Annotated in this window: 21 protein-coding genes; 2 read left to right on the top strand and 19 right to left on the bottom strand. The window is 53.9% G+C overall.

The features are described 5' to 3' along the window. Positions 1-207 precede the first annotated feature (207 nt). The 4 genes from BOW52_RS13375 to BOW52_RS13360 form a co-directional block, all read right to left on the bottom strand. The gene (locus BOW52_RS13375; protein WP_078484586.1) at positions 208-492 is read right to left on the bottom strand and encodes an EAL domain-containing protein; all 285 of its coding nucleotides are present in this window, start codon (positions 490-492) and stop codon (positions 208-210) included. A gap of 404 nt (positions 493-896) precedes the next feature. After that, positions 897-1,721: a hypothetical protein gene (locus BOW52_RS13370; protein ID WP_078484585.1), complete on the bottom strand. Its 825-nt coding sequence runs from the start codon at positions 1,719-1,721 to the stop codon at positions 897-899. Further along, the gene (locus BOW52_RS13365; RefSeq protein ID WP_078484584.1) at positions 1,718-2,308 is read right to left on the bottom strand and encodes a hypothetical protein; all 591 of its coding nucleotides are present in this window, start codon (positions 2,306-2,308) and stop codon (positions 1,718-1,720) included. The genes BOW52_RS13370 and BOW52_RS13365 overlap by 4 nt, the downstream gene beginning before the upstream one ends. 178 nt (positions 2,309-2,486) lie before the next feature. Next, the gene (locus tag BOW52_RS13360) at positions 2,487-3,125 is read right to left on the bottom strand and encodes a TIGR04211 family SH3 domain-containing protein (RefSeq protein ID WP_236725745.1); all 639 of its coding nucleotides are present in this window, start codon (positions 3,123-3,125) and stop codon (positions 2,487-2,489) included. A gap of 256 nt (positions 3,126-3,381) precedes the next feature. On the opposite strand from BOW52_RS13360, the gene sthA reads away from it, so the two are divergent. After that, positions 3,382-4,776, top strand: coding sequence for a Si-specific NAD(P)(+) transhydrogenase (sthA, locus tag BOW52_RS13355; RefSeq protein WP_078484582.1), 1,395 nt, complete (start codon positions 3,382-3,384; stop codon positions 4,774-4,776). Positions 4,777-4,791: 15 nt separating this feature from the next. After that, positions 4,792-5,919 carry an aminotransferase class V-fold PLP-dependent enzyme gene (locus BOW52_RS13350; RefSeq protein ID WP_078484581.1) on the top strand — a complete coding sequence of 376 codons (1,128 nt, stop codon included), beginning with the start codon at positions 4,792-4,794 and terminating at the stop codon, positions 5,917-5,919. 66 nt (positions 5,920-5,985) lie between these two features. On the opposite strand, the gene BOW52_RS13345 is transcribed toward BOW52_RS13350, so the two are convergent. The 15 genes from BOW52_RS13345 to BOW52_RS13275 form a co-directional block, all read right to left on the bottom strand. After that, positions 5,986-6,762, bottom strand: a complete 777-nt coding sequence (locus BOW52_RS13345) for a TatD family hydrolase (protein WP_078484580.1) — start codon at positions 6,760-6,762, stop codon at positions 5,986-5,988. 46 nt (positions 6,763-6,808) lie between these two features. Next, positions 6,809-7,183 (bottom strand): PilZ domain-containing protein, encoded by a 375-nt coding sequence (locus tag BOW52_RS13340; protein ID WP_078484579.1) that lies wholly within the window; start codon positions 7,181-7,183, stop codon positions 6,809-6,811. A gap of 18 nt (positions 7,184-7,201) precedes the next feature. Further along, positions 7,202-8,173 carry a DNA polymerase III subunit delta' gene (locus BOW52_RS13335; protein WP_078484578.1) on the bottom strand — a complete coding sequence of 324 codons (972 nt, stop codon included), beginning with the start codon at positions 8,171-8,173 and terminating at the stop codon, positions 7,202-7,204. After that, a complete protein-coding gene (gene tmk, locus BOW52_RS13330; protein ID WP_078484577.1) occupies positions 8,166-8,798 on the bottom strand; it encodes a dTMP kinase in 633 nt (210 codons plus the stop codon). Before tmk ends, BOW52_RS13335 begins: the two co-directional genes overlap by 8 nt. A gap of 21 nt (positions 8,799-8,819) precedes the next feature. After that, on the bottom strand, positions 8,820-9,839 hold the full coding sequence (gene mltG / locus BOW52_RS13325; RefSeq protein WP_078484576.1) for an endolytic transglycosylase MltG: 1,020 nt from the start codon (positions 9,837-9,839) through the stop codon (positions 8,820-8,822). Positions 9,840-9,895: 56 nt separating this feature from the next. Further along, positions 9,896-10,702 carry an aminodeoxychorismate lyase gene (gene pabC, locus BOW52_RS13320; protein ID WP_078484575.1) on the bottom strand — a complete coding sequence of 269 codons (807 nt, stop codon included), beginning with the start codon at positions 10,700-10,702 and terminating at the stop codon, positions 9,896-9,898. Further along, the gene (locus BOW52_RS13315; RefSeq protein WP_078484587.1) at positions 10,699-12,039 is read right to left on the bottom strand and encodes an aminodeoxychorismate synthase component I; all 1,341 of its coding nucleotides are present in this window, start codon (positions 12,037-12,039) and stop codon (positions 10,699-10,701) included. Before BOW52_RS13315 ends, pabC begins: the two co-directional genes overlap by 4 nt. 78 nt (positions 12,040-12,117) lie before the next feature. After that, positions 12,118-13,359 carry a beta-ketoacyl-ACP synthase II gene (gene fabF, locus BOW52_RS13310; protein ID WP_078484574.1) on the bottom strand — a complete coding sequence of 414 codons (1,242 nt, stop codon included), beginning with the start codon at positions 13,357-13,359 and terminating at the stop codon, positions 12,118-12,120. A gap of 94 nt (positions 13,360-13,453) precedes the next feature. Then, positions 13,454-13,690, bottom strand: a complete 237-nt coding sequence (gene acpP, locus BOW52_RS13305) for an acyl carrier protein (protein WP_078484573.1) — start codon at positions 13,688-13,690, stop codon at positions 13,454-13,456. 232 nt (positions 13,691-13,922) lie between these two features. Continuing rightward, entirely contained in the window at positions 13,923-14,666 is a 744-nt protein-coding gene (fabG, locus tag BOW52_RS13300; protein WP_078484572.1) for a 3-oxoacyl-ACP reductase FabG, read from the bottom strand. After that, the gene (fabD, locus tag BOW52_RS13295) at positions 14,666-15,607 is read right to left on the bottom strand and encodes an ACP S-malonyltransferase (RefSeq protein ID WP_078484571.1); all 942 of its coding nucleotides are present in this window, start codon (positions 15,605-15,607) and stop codon (positions 14,666-14,668) included. The genes fabG and fabD overlap by 1 nt, the downstream gene beginning before the upstream one ends. A 55-nt stretch (positions 15,608-15,662) precedes the next feature. Then, positions 15,663-16,631, bottom strand: a complete 969-nt coding sequence (locus BOW52_RS13290; protein ID WP_078484570.1) for a beta-ketoacyl-ACP synthase III — start codon at positions 16,629-16,631, stop codon at positions 15,663-15,665. After that, complete coding sequence (plsX, locus tag BOW52_RS13285; RefSeq protein WP_172840350.1) at positions 16,628-17,647, bottom strand: phosphate acyltransferase PlsX; 1,020 nt, start codon at positions 17,645-17,647, stop codon at positions 16,628-16,630. Before plsX ends, BOW52_RS13290 begins: the two co-directional genes overlap by 4 nt. A 79-nt stretch (positions 17,648-17,726) precedes the next feature. After that, positions 17,727-17,906, bottom strand: a complete 180-nt coding sequence (gene rpmF / locus BOW52_RS13280) for a 50S ribosomal protein L32 (protein WP_078484568.1) — start codon at positions 17,904-17,906, stop codon at positions 17,727-17,729. Positions 17,907-17,936: 30 nt separating this feature from the next. Then, the gene (locus BOW52_RS13275; protein WP_174673254.1) at positions 17,937-18,446 is read right to left on the bottom strand and encodes a YceD family protein; all 510 of its coding nucleotides are present in this window, start codon (positions 18,444-18,446) and stop codon (positions 17,937-17,939) included. Positions 18,447-18,617: the final 171 nt, after the last annotated feature.

The raw sequence follows: 18,617 nt of genomic DNA, 5'->3' as shown, positions 1-18,617 counted from the left end.
TCGGGGCGCCGTAGGCATAAACGGTCGCGTTAAGTATTTGCCGCTTGCTTGGGCTTGGATGCCCAAAACATGCTTCCGCAAAAATAGCGACTCCCCGGCGTTTCGGTGAGCTCCACCTGGAGGCGTTGAGGATTAACCTGATACTTCTCGATCGTTTCGCGAATGCAATCGACCATTGCACTCGTTTCAACGTCCTGTGCGGTAAGATTAAAAGAGATAATCAGATCTGGATCTGAGATCCTGGACAATAACCAGGTCAGCAATCAACTTAGGAAACATCGCAAGGGAGATCTTCTTGATCATCCCCGACTCTTCAGCCGCTGGGATAAAATCATTCGGTTGAACCAGAGAACCGTCTGCTTTCTTCCACCTTATTAGCGCTTCAGCTCCACTCACTTTACCGTTAAGCAGAGAGATCTTTGGCTGATAGTGAAAAACAAACTCATCCCTGATCAGAGCCTCTTCAATGAGAGGTGATAGTGAGCTTTGCATGACGAAGAAATACCCCAATAGTGATACGGGATAGTTTCATCGTGCAGGTAGAGAGTCAATAAAAGAGAGGGGAAGAATCTTCTTTATCGCTTAGAGTGTGATGCAGTTAACAGTTTTTAAATTAGCGGTGTGCTCGTAGAAGCCGGCCTGTCAGATCTTGTCATAACAACGCCGTATCACGCTGAAAGCTGCTACCACAGCTCAAGATAGGATTGATAGCTCTCAGATTCGAAAAACTGGCCTCGCGGTTATTGCCCCGCTGAACTACGTAGCATGGAAGACCAAGAATATAACTCCTTGCTCACCTTGGCATTACAGCTCTTTTGCGATTACTTGTTTGAGATTAGACTAACACCACATGATTATTATTTAATTCCGCCGCCCCCTTTTTCAGGTGTTTCCATTTACATCACATCAATACAGCGTATGCCATGCTCATCTGTTAACGGCCCTTCAAAGCAGACCTTTTTGTCGTTCTGAATTACAGAGTAACCAGCGCCATATGGATTATTTAATGGCAAAGATTTCCCGCTCAGCAGATAATTGATCAGCAATAGTTTGCTGTTCAGATCATGAACTCTACCCATAATTTTCTGGTATTCGTCCGTACCTACCATTAACAGAAACATGGTTCCAAAAACATTCCTGATGCTTCCATTCATATGAAAAGTGGTGTACGCAGCATGTTTGCTTGCGAATTCACTAGCCGACAGTTTGGATAGCTGGATATATTTAGGCCAATACTGTTCCGTCACCATATTGGTCGTCATATTGGGCTTATAGATTAGTCTTATCATCCAACCTGGAATATATCCGTCATAGTCGAATAGTTCAGGATTTCCATCTAGCAGTTTCGTCGCTTCATGAATCATAGGGAGTTTACTAATTAACGGGCGACTCATTCCCATTTCACCAAAATCTAATTGAGTAAGTCTCGCATTGCTTACCACACTATATTTATTAATTAAGGTAGCAATTAAATCCAGATTAACGGCAACAAGTCGACACATTACCATTTGATGAATATAATCATCTGAAGTTTCGACTTGTCTTGTAAGCTGCTCAATATCAACCAACAGATCATCGAGCACCCTATCTACGCCTACCTCATCGATAGTTTGCATTGCACGCAGCAGCTTTAACCGACTACCAACAAACAGATAACGATAATTTGGAACAGCCAAATCATGATACTGCAAGGTCAATGTAGCGTAATCAGATAACTTCAAAAACCGCTCATATCTATCAAGCAGTACAGAATACTTTCGCTGACCGCCATGGATAGCGAAGCGAAGGCGGTTAGTCCGCGATAGTCGACGCCACGCAGGACGGTCGGGGCGCCGTAGGCATAAACGGTCGCGTTAAGTATTTGCCGCTTGCTTGGGCTTGGACGCCCAAAACAAGCTTCCGCAAAAATAGCAACTCCCCGATCAATCTCATCCGACCATCTACTCGAAGCGGCCATCACACCATCGACACAACCTTCTTTCCCTGTATTGCAATAGAGTTCATCTGAGTTTTCAGGCAATGGCAGTTCATTTTCGACAGTCGGCAAGCTGCTGCGACTTTTCTTATAGTAGGCATTACGATCCCTACTTGCAGCTCGAACCTGCGTTACGAACCTTTCGCCAGAGATTAATGGATTAGCGGTCTCTGCTGTCTCAATACCAGCCAGGTAGTTAAACGCGACACTTTCGCCGGAAACACGCATTTCAACATGTCTCAGGTATTCCAATGACTGCTGGCTCAGATCATCATCAATCTGCAATCCAACAAGGGAAGCGATAAATATCAGGAGAATTACTTTTAGTTTCATCAACCCGATTCCTTGGGTACGAGGTATAAGCTAAGTGTGAGAATGCTCAGTAGTGCGGAAAATCAGCTATTAGCGTTGAAAAAAAACACAACCGCCCATTCCGTACATAAAATATACACATATGCGTTGAAGGAGGTTTCTTCATGCCTTAGCCCACCAAAAAGAGAGCTTCATTATGTTAGAGCGAGCCCCATGAATCCTTTCTACGACGACCTAGGCGCACGTTGGGCAGGATCAGACCGATGATGATTCCGGTGATGGTGACACCCGCTCCGATCATGAACCACTTCTGGGTCGACTGGTTGGAGAGGGTCTGGTTCTCGAACTTCACCTCAGAGAGCTGCTGTTCCAGCCCCTCAACACGGGTAGAGAGCTCATTTCGCTCATTAGCAATCTTGACCGCATTGGAGGCAGTGCGCTTGATGCTCTTCAGCTCCTTCTCGAGCTGTGCATTTTTTGACTGGAGTGAACCGTTGCTCTTCTGTAGCTTCTGGTTCTCAACCTGGATCTCCGCAAGGCGGCTGCTGAGTCGACCCGGCTCAGCTGAGAGTTCCTCTACACGCTGCTCAGCAACGGCAATACGGTCGCGCGCACTCTGCTCGGCCATCAGCTGGCGGGTAAGGATGTAGCCGGTATTGCCATTCTTGAGTCGAACCTCGCTGTAGCCCGTTTCAGGATTGGCTCCAAGAACATCAACACTGTAACCACTGGGTAGCATGCGTACGATCTTATGCTTGGTTCCCTCGCCACTACGCACCATGACCTTAAACTGGTCGGTCACGTAACGAGTTTCAGCCTCAACACTGGTCAAAATCACTAGGAGTGGTAGGGCTAAGAGTATTTTTTTATAAGACATTTTGGTGATCGCATTGTGGGTTAATTGCCGCAATTTTTTCAGATCGGCGGGCAATTGTCCAAGGAAGAGTGAGCCCGGTCGATGCGCCCTGCGCAGTTTGTGATGCATTTGACAGCAGAGACCGTTTCAGTGCCCATCTGGCACGGCATCATCGGGTGACGCTCCGCTGGAGGCTTGGGTATAATCGGGGGTTCACATATTGGAGAGTGGTCACCTTATGAGCAAGCAGTTCGATACCATTATCATCGGAAGTGGACCTGGCGGCGAAGGCGCTGCAATGACCCTGGCGAAGAAGGGGCGTTCGGTTGCTGTCGTCGAGAAGGCACCGGTGGTTGGCGGTAGCTGTACCCACAGCGGCACCATCCCCAGCAAAGCGCTGCGTCATGAAGTGCAGCTAATCCAGGACTACAAGCAGAACGAGCTCTTTGCGGGTGCCATGGAGCATCTGGAAATCACCTGGCCACAGCTGCTTGAGCGCAGCGATGAGGTCATCTCACGTCAGACCCGCATGCGCCGTAGCTTCTACGACTGCAACCGAGTACCGGTGATTCAGGGCCACGCCTGCTTTATCTCTGCCAATGAGATTCAGGTCACATCCAATGATGGCAGCATCGAGCGTTACAGTGCCGACCACTTCATTATCGCCACAGGCTCACGCCCCTATCGCCCCGACGATATCGACTTCTCCCATCCTCGGGTGCTCGACAGCGATGCATTGATGAATCTCGACTGCACTCCCCGCTCGATCACGGTCTACGGTGCCGGTGTCATCGGCTGCGAATACGCCTCGATCTTCGCCAATCTCGATATCAAGGTGAACCTGGTTAACACCCGCGAGCGGCTGCTCGCCTTCCTTGATGATGAAATTACCGATGCGCTCAGCTACCACCTGCGTAGCCAGGGCGTGATTCTGCGCCACAACGAGGAGTACGAGTCGGTCGAGACCACCGATGACGGAGTGATCATGACCTTCTCCTCAGGCAAACGCCTCAAGACCGATCTGCTGCTGTGGGCCAACGGTCGCTCGGGAAACACCCAGGATATGGGTCTTGAGGAGATCGGCATCGATGTGAATCACCGCGGTTCGATCTCGATCAATGAGGACTACCAGACCGCCCTGCCCCATATCTATGCCATCGGCGATGTGGTCGGCTGGCCGAGCCTCGCCAGTGCCAGCTACGATCAAGGCCGCTTTGCCGCCACCCACATTGCCGAGGGTGTCTCAGAGTCAAAGCTGATCGAGGATATCCCCACGGGCATCTACACCAACCCGGAGATCAGTTCGGTCGGTCGTACCGAACGCGAGCTGACTGATGATAAGGTCCCCTACGAAGTGGGCCGTTCGATTTTTGAGAATTTGGCCCGCAGCCACATCACCGGTTCCAACATCGGCATGCTGAAGATCCTCTTCCATCGCGAGAGCCTGGAGATTCTTGGTATCCACTGCTTCGGTCACCAGGCCTCTGAGATCGTGCACATCGGTCAGGCGATCATGTCACAGAAGGGCAGCGCCAACACCGTGCGCTACTTTGTAGATACCACCTTTAACTATCCGACCATGGCCGAGGCGTACCGCGTGGCGGCACTCGACGGTCTCAATCGCATTTTCTAGACGGGAGTATCACCCATGGAGCAGCACCCCGAATTCCCACTGGAAGAGGGTCTCTGCTACCTCAACCACGCAGCGGTCGCCCCCTGGCCGCTGCGTACCGCTGAGGCGGTGCGACGCTTCACCGAAGAAAACCTCCATCTTGGTTCAAAACACTACCCACAGTGGATGGCTGTCGAAGGCCTACTACGTGAGCAGCTACAAAGGCTCATCAACGCCCCCACCGCTGACGATATCGCATTACTGAAAAACACCTCTGAGGGACTCTCTCTGATCGCCTATGGTCTCGATTGGCTACAGGGCGAGAACATCGTCATCGCCGAGCAGGAGTTCCCCTCCAACCGCATCGTCTGGGAGTCACTCGCCTCTCAGGGTGTTGAGACGCGGATGGTTGATATCAGCGGCGACGATCCCGAGCAGGCGCTGATCGACCAGATGAATGATCAGACCCGGCTTCTCTCAGTCAGCACCGTTCAATACGGCAGCGGACTGCGCATGGATCTGGCACGCCTCGCCAATGCCTGTCGCGAACGCGGCGTGCTGCTCTGCATCGATGCGATCCAGGGTCTCGGGGCGCTGCAGTTCGATCTGCAGCAGGTCGATGCCGACTTCGTCGTGGCCGATGGTCACAAATGGATGCTGGGACCAGAAGGGCTCGCTCTTTTCTACTGTCGTGCAGAACTACGCGATCAACTCAGACTCAACCAGTACGGTTGGCACATGGTAGAAGCGGTGGGCGATTTCGATCAGCAAGGGTGGCAGGTCGCCAACACTGCTCGGCGCTTCGAGTGCGGCAGCCCCAACATGGTCTGTATTCATGCTCTCAGCGCCAGCCTCTCTCTGCTGGAGGAGACGGGATACGCGACCGTTGAGTCAGAGGTTCTGAAGCGTAGTCGCTACCTGTTTGAACGGATCAAGGACGAACCAAAGTTAGAGCTGCTAACCTCGGCAGCAGAGGGACGTTACGCCGGTATCGTCACCTTCAGCCATATCAACATCGAATCGAAACGGCTCTACGAACAACTGATGTCCGAAGGGGTGATGTGTGCCGCCCGAGGAGGTGGTGTGCGTTTCTCACCTCACTTCTATACACCTTACGAGGTGATCGACAGCGCGTTGGCTTTGGCCGTTACAGCCGATCTCTAAACTGGTAGCGCGGATGGAGATTAGCGGCATCTAAACTCGGATCCCCGACAGCAAACAGCTTACAGGCTACGAGAATTTAAACAGTTTGTGAAAGTTGTCGGTGGTCGCTTCGGCCAGCTGTTCGAGTGGTATCTCTCTCAGCTCTGCTATCGTCTCGGCAACGTGACGGGTATAGGCGGGTTGATTCGGTTTTCCGCGATGCGGTACCGGTGCCAGATAGGGTGAATCGGTCTCGACCAGCATGCGTTCGAGCGGCACCTGTTTGGCGACCTCTTTCAGCTCTTTGGCGTTTTTGAAGGTAACGATGCCGGAGAAGGAGATGTAGAAGCCTATATCGAGGGCTCTCTGTGCCGTTTCCATATCCTCAACAAAGCAGTGCATCACACCACCAACCGCCTCGGCCCCCTCCTCTTCGAGAATTTGTAGCGTATCAGCTGAGGACTCACGGGTATGAATGATGAGTGGTTTGTTGACCTGTTTGGCCGCCTCAATGTGACGACGGAAACGGTCGCGTTGCCAGGTTAGATCGCCCTCACTGCGGAAGTAGTCGAGACCGGTCTCACCGATGGCGATCACCTTGGGACGTTTTGAGAGTTCGATCAGCTCCTCAATACTCGGATCGTGCCCGTCATGTTCGTTGGGATGCACACCAACGGAGGCGTAGACACCTTCGTGCGCCTCTACCAGTGCCAACATCGGCTCCATCGCCTCCATATCGATGCCGACACAGAGCATCTCTTCAATGCCGGCATCACGCGCCTGCTGCAGGGCTGCTTCAAGTGAGTTGTCGTGTTTGCTCAGATCGAGACGATCGAGATGACAGTGAGAATCTACGAGTTTCATAGTGAAAGGGAGTGCTTGAGGTTATGTCGGCGGGAGGCCGAGCAGATTACATGGTGTGGGTAGGACGATCCGACTGCAGCGCACCGGCCAGATAGGTTTCGATCTTGTTGCGTGCCGCACCACCATCCTGATCACTGAACTGCACACCCACACCTGCCGCACGGTTGCCCTGTGCACCCTTGGGAGTGATCCAGACGATCTTGCCCGCGATCGGCAGTTTCTCGGTCTCATCCATAAGCGTCAGTAGCATGAAGACTTCATCGCCAACATCGTAACTCTTGTTGGTCGGAATAAAGAGACCGCCATTGGTCACAAACGGCATGTAGGCCGCATAGAGCGCGCTCTTGTCCTTGATCGTCAGGGAGAGGATACCCTGTCGTGCTGGACGTGCCTTGGCTGATGCTGCGCTCTGTTCGCTCATTATCTTTCTAGTTATCTCTTATCGGTTACGAGCCCAACTCATCATCGTCTCTTCAAGCAGTAACTGCTGATTAATGGTAGCTGAACTCAGTCTAAGCGATTCGGCTATCTGGTCGAAACGCTTGAACATTTCGGCTAAGTCTAACGGTTCCGCAAGGCGTTGCAAATCCTGCTCGATATCGGGATTGGCCAGCATCTCACGACTCCCACCCATGCGCAGACGAATCATGTCCATCACCCACGACATCAACCAGCGCAGAGAGGTTGTCGGTTCGCTCTTACCCCAGATATCGGCCACCGAGATCGGGTCGTTTTTGCCCATATTGAGCGCCTTAAATGCCGCGAACAGCGTACTGCGTTGCTCCAGCGCCTCGCTCTCACCCAGCTCTGCTGCCAGCAGTGGCGCCCCATCGGCGAGCGCCAACAGTAACTCCGCCTGCTCGACTCTCTGTTCGGCAAGCCACTGCAGCGCCATATCGTGTGGTGGCAGGGTGAAGTTGATCTGCTGGCAGCGGCTGCGAATCGTTGGCAACAGGCGCGATGGCTGTGCCGTCACCAGAATCAGCAAGGTATTGTCGGCAGGCTCCTCCAGCGTTTTCAACAGACTATTGGCGGAGTTGATATTCATCCGCTCGGCTGGCCAGATGATAGCGATTTTATAGCCGTCGTACTGGCTGGTCAGCGCCAGCTGCGACATCAACTCACGCACCTGGGCGATCTTGATATCTTTTGCATCCTCTTCGAGGGTGAGAGTCAGTAGATCGGGGTGACTGCCCGCCTCGATCAGCAGACACGACTTACACTGGCCACACGCCTCTCCTGTCTCGGCCGGGTTTTGACACAGCAGTGCGTGACTAAGTGCCAGCGCGAGCTGTGCCTTGCCGGTACCGCCAGCACCGTTGAAGAGCAGCGCATGCGGAAACCGCCCGCTACGCTTGCGCTCGATCAGCTCATGCCAATTCGGGTCGTGCCAGGCGAAGCGCTCAATCACCGTTTGGCTCCATGATCTGTTTCAGTACATCCGCAAGCTGTGACTGCACCACCTCAAGCGCGGGAGCCGCATCGATGATGTGAATTCGTTTTGGATACTGCTCAGCCAGTGAGAGATAGGCGTTGCGCACGTTGTTGAAGAACTCCTCCTTCTCGCGCTCAAAACGATCAAGCTCACCTCGCTGACTGGCACGTGCCAGTCCGATCTCAACCGGCACATCGAGGATCAGCGTAGCATCGGGACGTAACTCGCCCTGCACCCAATTCTCCAGTGCCGAGATACGGCTGGTATCTATACCGCGTCCACCGCCTTGATAGGCGTAGGTGGCGTCGGTGAAACGGTCGCAAAGTACCCACTTACCTGCTTCGAGTGCTGGCACAATTACCTTGGCCAGGTGCTCAGCACGTGCAGCAAACATCAGCAGCAGTTCGCAGTCGGAAGACATGCCTGTATGGCGATGATCGAGTAGCTGCTGACGGATATCCTCGGACAACGGTGTACCGCCCGGCTCGCGGGTCTGCACCACTTCGATTCCAGCAGCCTCGAGCTGCTGACGAATGAACTCGAGGTTGGTCGATTTACCAACGCCCTCGGTACCCTCAACGGTTATGAAACGACCTCGCATGAATGCCCTTTTATTGTTGTTCTACTTGCGGCGCAGCTGATATTTACGCACCGCGCGATTGTGCTCTTCGAGTGTTGCCGAGAAGGTGTGGCCACCACTACCATCGGCAACAAAGTAGAGGCTCTTACCATCGGCCGGATGCAGCGCCGCATCGATTGCAGCACCACTGGGTATCGCAATTGGAGTTGGCGGTAGTCCTCTACGTGTATAGGTATTGTATGGGGTATCTTGCTTCAGATCACGAAAGCGTATATCGCCATCGAAGCTTTCACCCATGCCGTAGATTACCGTCGGATCGGTCTGCAACCGCATCCGCTTATTGAGACGTCGGGTAAAGACACCTGCAATGGTCGGGCGCTCCTCGGCCACACCGGTCTCCTTCTCCACGATTGAGGCAAGAATCAGCGCCTCGTAGGGAGATTTCAACGGTAACTTCGTATCTCGCGCCTGCCACGCCTGCTCGAGATACCGCTTCATCCTTGCTCTGGCACGTTTGAGCAGCGCCAGATCGGAAGTACCGCGTGTGATGTGGTAGGTGTCGGGATAGAAGAGCCCTTCGGGATGAAGCTCGGGCTCACCAAGCGCCTTCATTACACCAGCCCCGTCGGTCTCTGTCAGCGTTTGCTCAAGCTGTGGATGAGCCTTAATCGCCGCCATCAACTCACGGAAATTCCACCCTTCGATCAGTGTAACGCTGTAGTGGATCACCTTCCCGTCGACGATCTGCTGGATCAGATCGGCCGGTCGAGCACCTGCATCGATTCGATACTCACCTGCCTTGATACGCTGCGCCAGATCGTTGCTGCGAGCATAGAACTCAAGATAGCGAGGTTGTTTTATCACCTCACGATTGGCCAGATCAGAAGCAATACCCTTCAAGGCACTCCCCTCTGCCACCACCAGTTCCAATCCCTCTTCATCGATACTCAGGGGAGTCTGCAGAAACTGTTCGTACTGGTGATTGAGCCAGAAAAAACCGATCACCGCTGCAGCCATAAAAAGGATCACGGCCATCAGCAGAGTTCGTGCAAAACCTCTCATCTGTAGATACGTTACTGGTGGTTGAATGCTCTGAAACAAATCACAAATCCATCTATCTATGTGTGGCCCACGGCCTGTTGTAGGGTGCGGGTGATTGCATCTATTTTGAATAGTTGTTTACCCAGTTGTCGAACCGGCCAGATTCCGATCAGGCTGTTGCAGACAAAGAGTGCATCGGCTGCTTTAACACTCTCGAGTGAGAGCGCGCCGATCTCACACTCAATCCCAGCCATTGCAGCCGCCTCAATCACTACTTCACGCATGATGCCAGCGACACCACAACGCGACAAATCGGGCGTAACGAGTCGACCCTCTTTGATAATAAAGAGATTGCTCTGCGTGCCTTCAACTACCCAGCCATCGGCATCGAGCATCAACCCTTCAGGAACCTGATCATCATCCCACTCACCGCGTGCCAGTACCTGATCGAGTCGATTGAGGTGCTTAAGTCCCGCAAGGCGTGGATTGATGCTAACGGGGGTTTCACAGAGTCGTAGCCAGATGCCCTGCTCGGCAAACTCATCGGGATAGGCAGGCCAGCCGTAACGGGCCACGATGCGTGTCGGTTTCGCCTCTATGGGTGGACGATAGCCACGTCCTCCGCTACCACGGGTGATGATCAGCTTAATGACGGCCCGCTCCTCCCCCTTGATCAGCTGCTGCGCCTCTTTGCGTAGCAGCTCGAGGTCGGGCGTCGGGATGCCAAGACGCAGACACCCCTGCTCAAGACGATGCATATGACGATCCCAATGGGCCAATTCACCACCACTGAAGGCAACTGTCTCAAACAGGCCATCGCCATACTGGAAACCGCGATCGAGTAGATCAACCGTCATGCCGCGTTTTCCGTTAACCAGAATCATGACTGAGGCTCCAGCGCACGCAGCATGCCGAGCGCCTTGGCGCGTGTCTCTTCGAGTTCACGCTCGGCAATGGAGTCGGTCACGATGCCCGCACCAGCGCGGAAGGTCACCTGCTGCTGCTCAAGCAGCATGGTTCGGATCAGGATATTGAGATCCATGCTGCCGTCACGATTGAGGTAACCGATCGAACCGGTATAGGGGCCACGGCCGGTCTGCTCCAGCTCGGCAATAATCTCCATGCAACGCACCTTGGGGCAGCCGGTGATGGTACCGCCGGGGAAGGTGGCGCGAATCACCTCACCGGGCGTGACACCCTCTCGCAATCTGCCTCGCACATTGGAGACGATGTGGTGCACATGGGCATAGCTTTCAAGCACCATCAACTCATCGACCTCAACGCTGCCCGGTACCGAGACGCGCCCGAGATCATTACGCTCAAGATCGATCAACATGATGTGCTCAGCCTGCTCCTTGGGGTGTGACATCAGTGTCTCTGAAAGTACTTGATCATCCTCACGCCGTTCACTGCGCGGACGGGTTCCGGCAATTGGGCGAGTCTGTACGACTCCATCATGCACCGATACCAGTCGTTCCGGTGACGAGCTGACCACCGCCGATTCACCAAAGGTAGCCAGTGCGGCAAAGGGCGCTGGGTTGGTGGTTCGCAGCACACTATAGAGATCAGCGGCAGTAACCGACTCCTGTAGCGTCCCACTCCACTCACGTGAAAGATTGACCTGGAAGACATCACCCTCGCGGATATAGGAGAGAATGCGCTCAACCGCATCGAGATAGCGCTCGGCAGGCTCCTCCTCGATCCGCGCGCTAATAGCCTGGGTCCGTGGCGACTGACTCTGTGTCACTGCCTCGATATCGGCCTGTAGTGATGCCAGCTGTTCCTCACGGCCCGCCTCGACAACAAGATGGGTTGTACCAGCCTGATGGTCGACAATAACCGCTGCTGGGTGGCGAACAGCCATCGCAATGGGAAACTGAGAACGCGTCGCTGGGAGCTTAAGTGTCGGTTCGATCTCCCCTGCCAGCTCATAGCCAAGATAGAGAAACCAGCCTCCGCTGAAAGGCAGAATGCTAGAGGTCGACTCAACATGACTCTCGCTCCACCAGCGATCGAGCTCAACGAGAAAGGGCTGCTCCTGATCGGCAACGAGTGGCTCGCTGAGATCGCCACTCTGCATCAGGGTGAGGTAGTGATCAGGAAAGGCAAACAGGATGTCGTATCGCGCCTGAGCCGTGCCATGTAGCACGCTCTCAAGCAGATGAGGATAACGCTCGCGGTTGAAGCGGTGAAGATCGAGCAGATCGATCTTCGAGGCGATCTCGATTGAGACCGTATTTTCTCCGCTTTCTGCTGCCGGTTGCGTCACAGGCGATTCGCTGCGCTGGGGCAGCGATATTTAACGCAGACGGGTAAAGAGCAGCGAACCGTTGGTGCCGCCAAAACCGAAGGAGTTGGAGAGCGCTGCATTGACTTCCATCTGCTGCGCCTCGTGGGCGACATAGTTGAGATCACAACCCTCATCTGGATTGTCGATATTGATGGTGGGCGGAGCCACCTGATCGCGAATTGCCAGAATTGAGAAGACCGCCTCAATACCACCGGCAGCACCGAGAAGATGACCGGTCATCGACTTGGTGGAGCTCATCGCCAGTTTGTAAGCGTGGTCACCAAATGCATTCTTCGCTGCCATCGTCTCGGCAATATCACCCGCCGGTGTGGAGGTACCGTGGGCATTGATGTAGTCGATCTGATCTGGGTTAAGACCCGCATCGCGCATCGCACTTACCATGCAGCGCATCGCGCCCTCACCACCCTCTGAAGGCATGGTCATGTGGTAGGCATCGCCGCTCATACCGTAACCGCTCATTTCGGCATAGATGGTCGCACCACGGGCCTTGGCGTGCTCATACTCCTCAAGCACAACAACACCGGCACCCTCGCCGAGTACAAAGCCATCACGATCCTTATCCCAGGGGCGACTCGCCTTCTCAGGATCATCGTTACGACTGGAGAGTGCACGAGCAGCGGCAAAGCCACCCACACCCAGTTCAGTAGTTGCCATCTCGGCACCACCAGCCACCATCACATCGGCATCACCATAAGCGATCATGCGAGCCGCATCGCCGACATTATGTGTACCGGTGGTACAGGCCGTGACGATGGCAATATTTGGACCTTTCATACCGTACTTGATCGAGAGGTTACCCGAGATCATGTTGGTGATACTGCTAGGTATGAAAAAGGGAGAGATACGGCGTGGGCCGCTCTTATGGTAGACCGCATCGGTCTTTTCGATGGTGTGTAGACCACCAATACCGGAACCGATCGCAACACCAATTCGCTCAGCATTCTCATCGGTCACTTCAATGCCCGAATCGTCGATCGCCTGACACGCTGCGGCAATGCCATAGTGGATAAAGGGGTCCATCTTCTTGGCATCTTTGTTGGTGATGTATTCAGTGATGTCGAAGTCCTTCACCTCACCGGCAAAACGCACGGAAAATGCAGCTGCATCGAAATGGGTAATTGGAGCAATACCCGATTTACCAGCAAGAATGTTTTTCCAGGTCTCTTCAACATTGAGACCAACGGGGGTGACGGCACCAATACCGGTCACTACGACGCGACGCTTCGACAATGCGACTACCTCTTGAATATTTACGTATGTACTGAAGCTACAAGGCCGCAACTGCAGCGAGTGCAGTTACGGCCCTATATTGAAACAGCAGATTTTAGTCCAGGTTGGCGGTGACGTAGTCAATAGCCTGCTGAACGGTGGTGATCTTCTCTGCTTCTTCGTCTGGAATCTCGCACTCGAACTCTTCTTCGAGGGCCATTACCAGCTCGACGGTGTCGAGTGAATCTGCGCCAAGGTCGTCTACGAAAGAGGCTTCGTTGGTCACTTCGTCCTCTTTAACACCCAGCTGTTCTACTACAATCTTCTTGACGCGTTCGTCGATGCTGCTCATGACTGATATATCCTCCAGACTTGTTCTCTTTATGCCGTATTGGGCTGCGGCGGCTATTGTATTGGAATCGAACGCACGGTTCCACACCTATGTGAAGTCCAATTTAAGCGTTGCAAATCCGTCAATTCAAATATCTATTACTTATTAATAAACAATCAGTTAACGATTATTGTTAATGCCATTTATTGATTGGCTACGCCCATCAAACGGCCAACCGACTCCGATGAGTCGATTACCCCATGTACATTCCGCCATTTACATGCAGCGTCTCACCGGTGATATAGGCCGCAGCCGGCGATGCAAAGAAGCCAACCGACTGGGCAATCTCCTCGGCCGAACCGAGACGATTGAGCGGGATCACATCCAGCAGCGCCTTCTTCTGCTCATCGGGAAGGGCGCGGGTCATATCGGTATCGATAAAGCCGGGCGCCACGGTATTCACAGTAATACCACGTGAACCAACTTCACGTGCCAGTGACTTGGTAAAGCCCATAATGCCCGCCTTGGCCGCCGCGTAGTTGGTCTGACCGGCGTTACCCATTGAACCAACCACTGACGCAATACTGATAATGCGCCCCTGGCGCGCCTTCATCATGCCGCGCAGACAGGCGCGACTGAGGCGAAAGACTGAACTGAGATTGGTATCGATAATCGAATCCCACTCATCATCCTTCATACGCATCAGCAGGTTATCGCGGGTTATTCCGGCATTATTGACCAAAATAGTCGGCGCTCCGAACTCATCACCGATCGCCTTAAGCAGAGTATCGATCGAGGCCTGATCGGTCACATTCAGCATCCGACCCACCCCCTTAACACCCGCTTCAGCCATCGCCGCACCGATCTTCTCCGCACCACCTTCGCTGGTCGCAGTGCCGATCACGGTCGCACCCATACGACCCAGCTCGTGGGCAGTTGCCTGACCGATACCTCGGCTGGCACCGGTAACCAGTGCAATCTGATTCTCTAAGCTCATTACGCTTCTCCTCCAATCTCAGCCAACGCCTTCTCCAGCGTATCACCGCTAAAGACCGGCATTGCAGTCATTGTCTTGACGATACGTTTGTTCAGCCCCGCAAGCACCTTACCCGGACCACCTTCAATCAAAGTGCCGATGCCGTCGGCATTGATCTTCTCAACCGTTTCAACCCAGCGGACCGGCATATGTAGCTGACGCTTCAGTGCATCGCGAATATCATCACCACTGTTGTGGCTGACAACATCCGCATTATGAATAACGGGAATTGCAGGCACCTTGATTTCGGTCGCCGCTAACGCCTCGGCCATCTTCTCAGCCGCAGGTTTCATCAGCGCACAGTGCGACGGCACACTGACAGGCAGCGGCAGTGCACGCTTTGCACCCTGCTCCTTGGCCAGCACCATGGCGCGCTCAATTGCACCCTTACTGCCTGCAATAACCACCTGCCCCGGCGAGTTGAAGTTAACCGCTTCTGCGACCTCACCCTCTGCCGCTGTGGCACAAACACTCATAACAGCCTCATCGTCGAGACCAAGAATTGCCGCCATGGCACCCTCACCCGCCGGAACCGCTTCCTGCATCAGCAGCCCACGCTTCTCGACCAGTTTGACCGCATCCTCAAAAGCGAGCGCCCCTGCACAGACCAGCGCGGTGTACTCACCGAGGCTGTGACCCGCCATCACCGCAGGAGTGGCACCGCTCTTTGCCTGCCAGGCGCGCCAGACGGCAACACCGGAGACCAGCATCGCAGGCTGGGTGATATGGGTTTTATTAAGCTCTTCTACAGGACCATCCTGGATCAGTTTCCAGAGGTCGTAGCCGAGCGCATCGGATGCTGCGGCAAAAGTATCGGCGACGACCGGATGGCCCTCTGCCAGATCGGCGAGCATACCGACCGATTGTGATCCCTGACCGGGAAAGACAAAAGCAAAGTTCATTGAGTGTTTTTCCTGATTGAGTAGTTCTTGTTCTATATGCGGGGTGTTGACCGAATCAGAACTTCAGTAGCGCTGAGCCCCAGGTAAAGCCGCCGCCAAACGCCTCCAACAACAGCGTCTCACCGCGCTTAATACGGCCATCGCGCACAGCAGCGTCAAGCGCCAACGGTACTGAGGCGGCAGAGGTATTGCCGTGTTGGTCAACCGTGACCACCACATGATCCATCGACATTTTCAGCTTTCTGGCCGTCGCACCGATAATGCGGGTATTGGCCTGATGCGGCACCAGCCAGTCGATATCGCTCTTCTCCATATTATTAGCGGCGAGAGTCTCATCAACGATGCGACCCAGAGTATTAACCGCCATCTTGAAGACCTCGTTACCACGCATCTCGATATAGGCACCGTGGTCGAGCACCTGCTGATAATTAGTGGAGACACCACTATTAACCGTTAGCAGCGACTCATACTTACCATCAGCGTGCAGATGGGTGGAGAGAATACCGGGCTCTTCGGATGCCTCTAGCACCACCGCACCAGCACCATCACCAAACAGCACACAGGTGGTGCGATCATTCCAGTCAACAATGCGTGACAGGGTCTCGGCACCGACGACGAGCGCGCATTTGGCCGAACCGCTCTTAATGAATTTATCGGCCACACCAAGGGCATAGACAAAACCGGTACAGACCGCTTGGATATCAAACGCAGCACAGCCGTGGATGTCAAGTCGCTGTTGTAGCAGGCAGGCAGTACTCGGGAAGACGCGATCAGGGGTGGTGGTCGCAACGATAATCAGATCGATCTCATCGACACTGCGACCTGCAGCCTCAATCGCCTTGCGTGCGGCCACTTCGGCCAGGTCACAGGTGGTCTCACCCTCAGCGGCGATGTGGCGTTTCTCGATGCCGGTGCGATCACGTATCCACTGATCGTTGGTATCGACCATCTTTTCCAGATCGCCGTTGCTCAGCACCTTCTCCGGTAGATGTCCGCCGGTTCCTGCAATTCGCGAATAGATCAAACCGCTTCTCTTCTTGTTAGTAGCGTTTCCAGCTCAGAGTGGATGCGCTCAGGTACCGACTTGCTCACCTCCAATGTGGCAATCTTGATCGCGTTGGCAAATGAGAAAGCATCAGCACCACCGTGGCTCTTCACCACAATACCGCGCAGGCCGAGCAGGCTGGCACCGTTATAACGGCGCGGGTCGATACGCTTACGGAAAGATTTCAGCACCGGCATCGCAATAACCGCGGCCAATTTGGAGAGCGGACCACGCATGAAGGCCTCCTTCATGAAGTGACTGATCATCTTCGCCACCCCCTCGGTCGTCTTCAACATCACGTTGCCGACAAAACCGTCGCAGACCACTACGTCCGAACCACCTTTAAAGACCTGATCACCCTCGATATAACCGATGTAGTTAAGCTCGCTTGCAGCCAATATCGACGCCGCGCGCTTCACCTGATCGTTACCCTTGATCTCCTCCTCACCAATATTGAGCAGTGCCACACGAGGCGATTCGATATTATCAACCGCGCTCGCCAGCACCGATCCCATCACTGCAAACTGGAACAGGTGATCAGAGCTGGAGTCGACATTGGCGCCGAGATCAAGGATATGGTTGTGCCCTTCAACCGAGGGGATCGAGGTACAGATGGCAGGACGATCGATACCGGGCAGAGTCTTGAGCACAAAACGCGCCGTTGCCATCAGCGCACCGGTATTTCCGGCACTGACACAGGCACCCGCCTCACCCTCTTTAACCAGGTTGATCGCAACCCGCATCGAGGAGTCCTTCTTGCCACGCAGTGCCGATGAAGGAGACTCATCCATCTCCACCTTCTGCGAGGCGTGACGAATTGAAACCCGCTCAGCCAGTGCTGGCTTAAGGTCCGCTATACGTTTGGTGAGTAATTCCTGATCGCCAACCAGAATCAGCTTGAGATCGGGATTAGCTTCGAGTGCGATTTCGGCCGCCGGGATAGTGACATCTGGGCCTGCGTCGCCACCCATGGCATCGAGAGAGACAATCGTCATCCGATCCATGCCCTTCGAGTTAGTTTAGTGGTACTGGAGAGGTTGTCCGGAGCGGCAAAATGCCGCTCCAAACGGAACATCATTCGCCCTTTTCGGCAATGACACGACGACCACGGTAGAAGCCGTCTGCGGTGATGTGATGACGCACGTGAGTCTCACCAGAGGTAGGATCGATTGAGAGTGCGCGGGCGGTGAGTGCGTCGTGTGAACGGCGCATATCACGTCTTGAACGGGTCTTACGGTTCTTTTGTACGGCCATGGTCGTGGCTCCTAACTAACTGTCAAAAATTCAATGTTTCTTCAAATCGCTCAGGGCTGCGAAGGGGTTCACCTTCTCTTCCTGTTCGACAACCTTTTCCTGTTCGGCATCGTCCGATGAGTAGTCAACCGGCGCACAGGCAAGCTGATCGGCATGACGGGGAACAATCGGAAGCGCCAAAATCAGCTCATCCTCAATAATCTCCGCTATCGCAGCCTGCTCATCAGGGATTAGAAACGGTTCATACTCCCCTGTCAGCCTCTCGGCCTGAGCCTCACTGCTGATCAGCCCCAACGCTGAATTGAGCACTACCTGCTGCTCAACTGGCTGCATACAGCGCTGACAACGTAACATCAGCTCTGCAGTTGCCTCGATTCGCATATAGCGAATACGCTGCTCATCAATGCCGAAGTTGATCGCAACCTTAATACTCCCCTCATCGGAGGTGAGCGACTCCAACAACCTGGACATTTTGCTTAACTCGAGTTCGCCTTCAAGCATCACGCCTTGATCAGCATAACGTTTAAGGTCAACAAACACGGGTAAGCGGCCAAACATAAGCGCGCAATTCTATTGTTTTGACTACGGTGTGTCAAAGAATTTCTCTATATAAACCGGGGAGTCGCTATTTTTGCGGAAGCTTGTTTTGGGCATCCAAGCCCAAGCAAGCGGCAAATACTTAACGCGACCGTTTATGCCTACGGCGCCCCG

This window comes from Solemya pervernicosa gill symbiont (assembly GCF_002020875.1).
GTDB lineage: Bacteria > Pseudomonadota > Gammaproteobacteria.
This window is presented reverse-complemented; position numbering and strand designations above follow the sequence as displayed.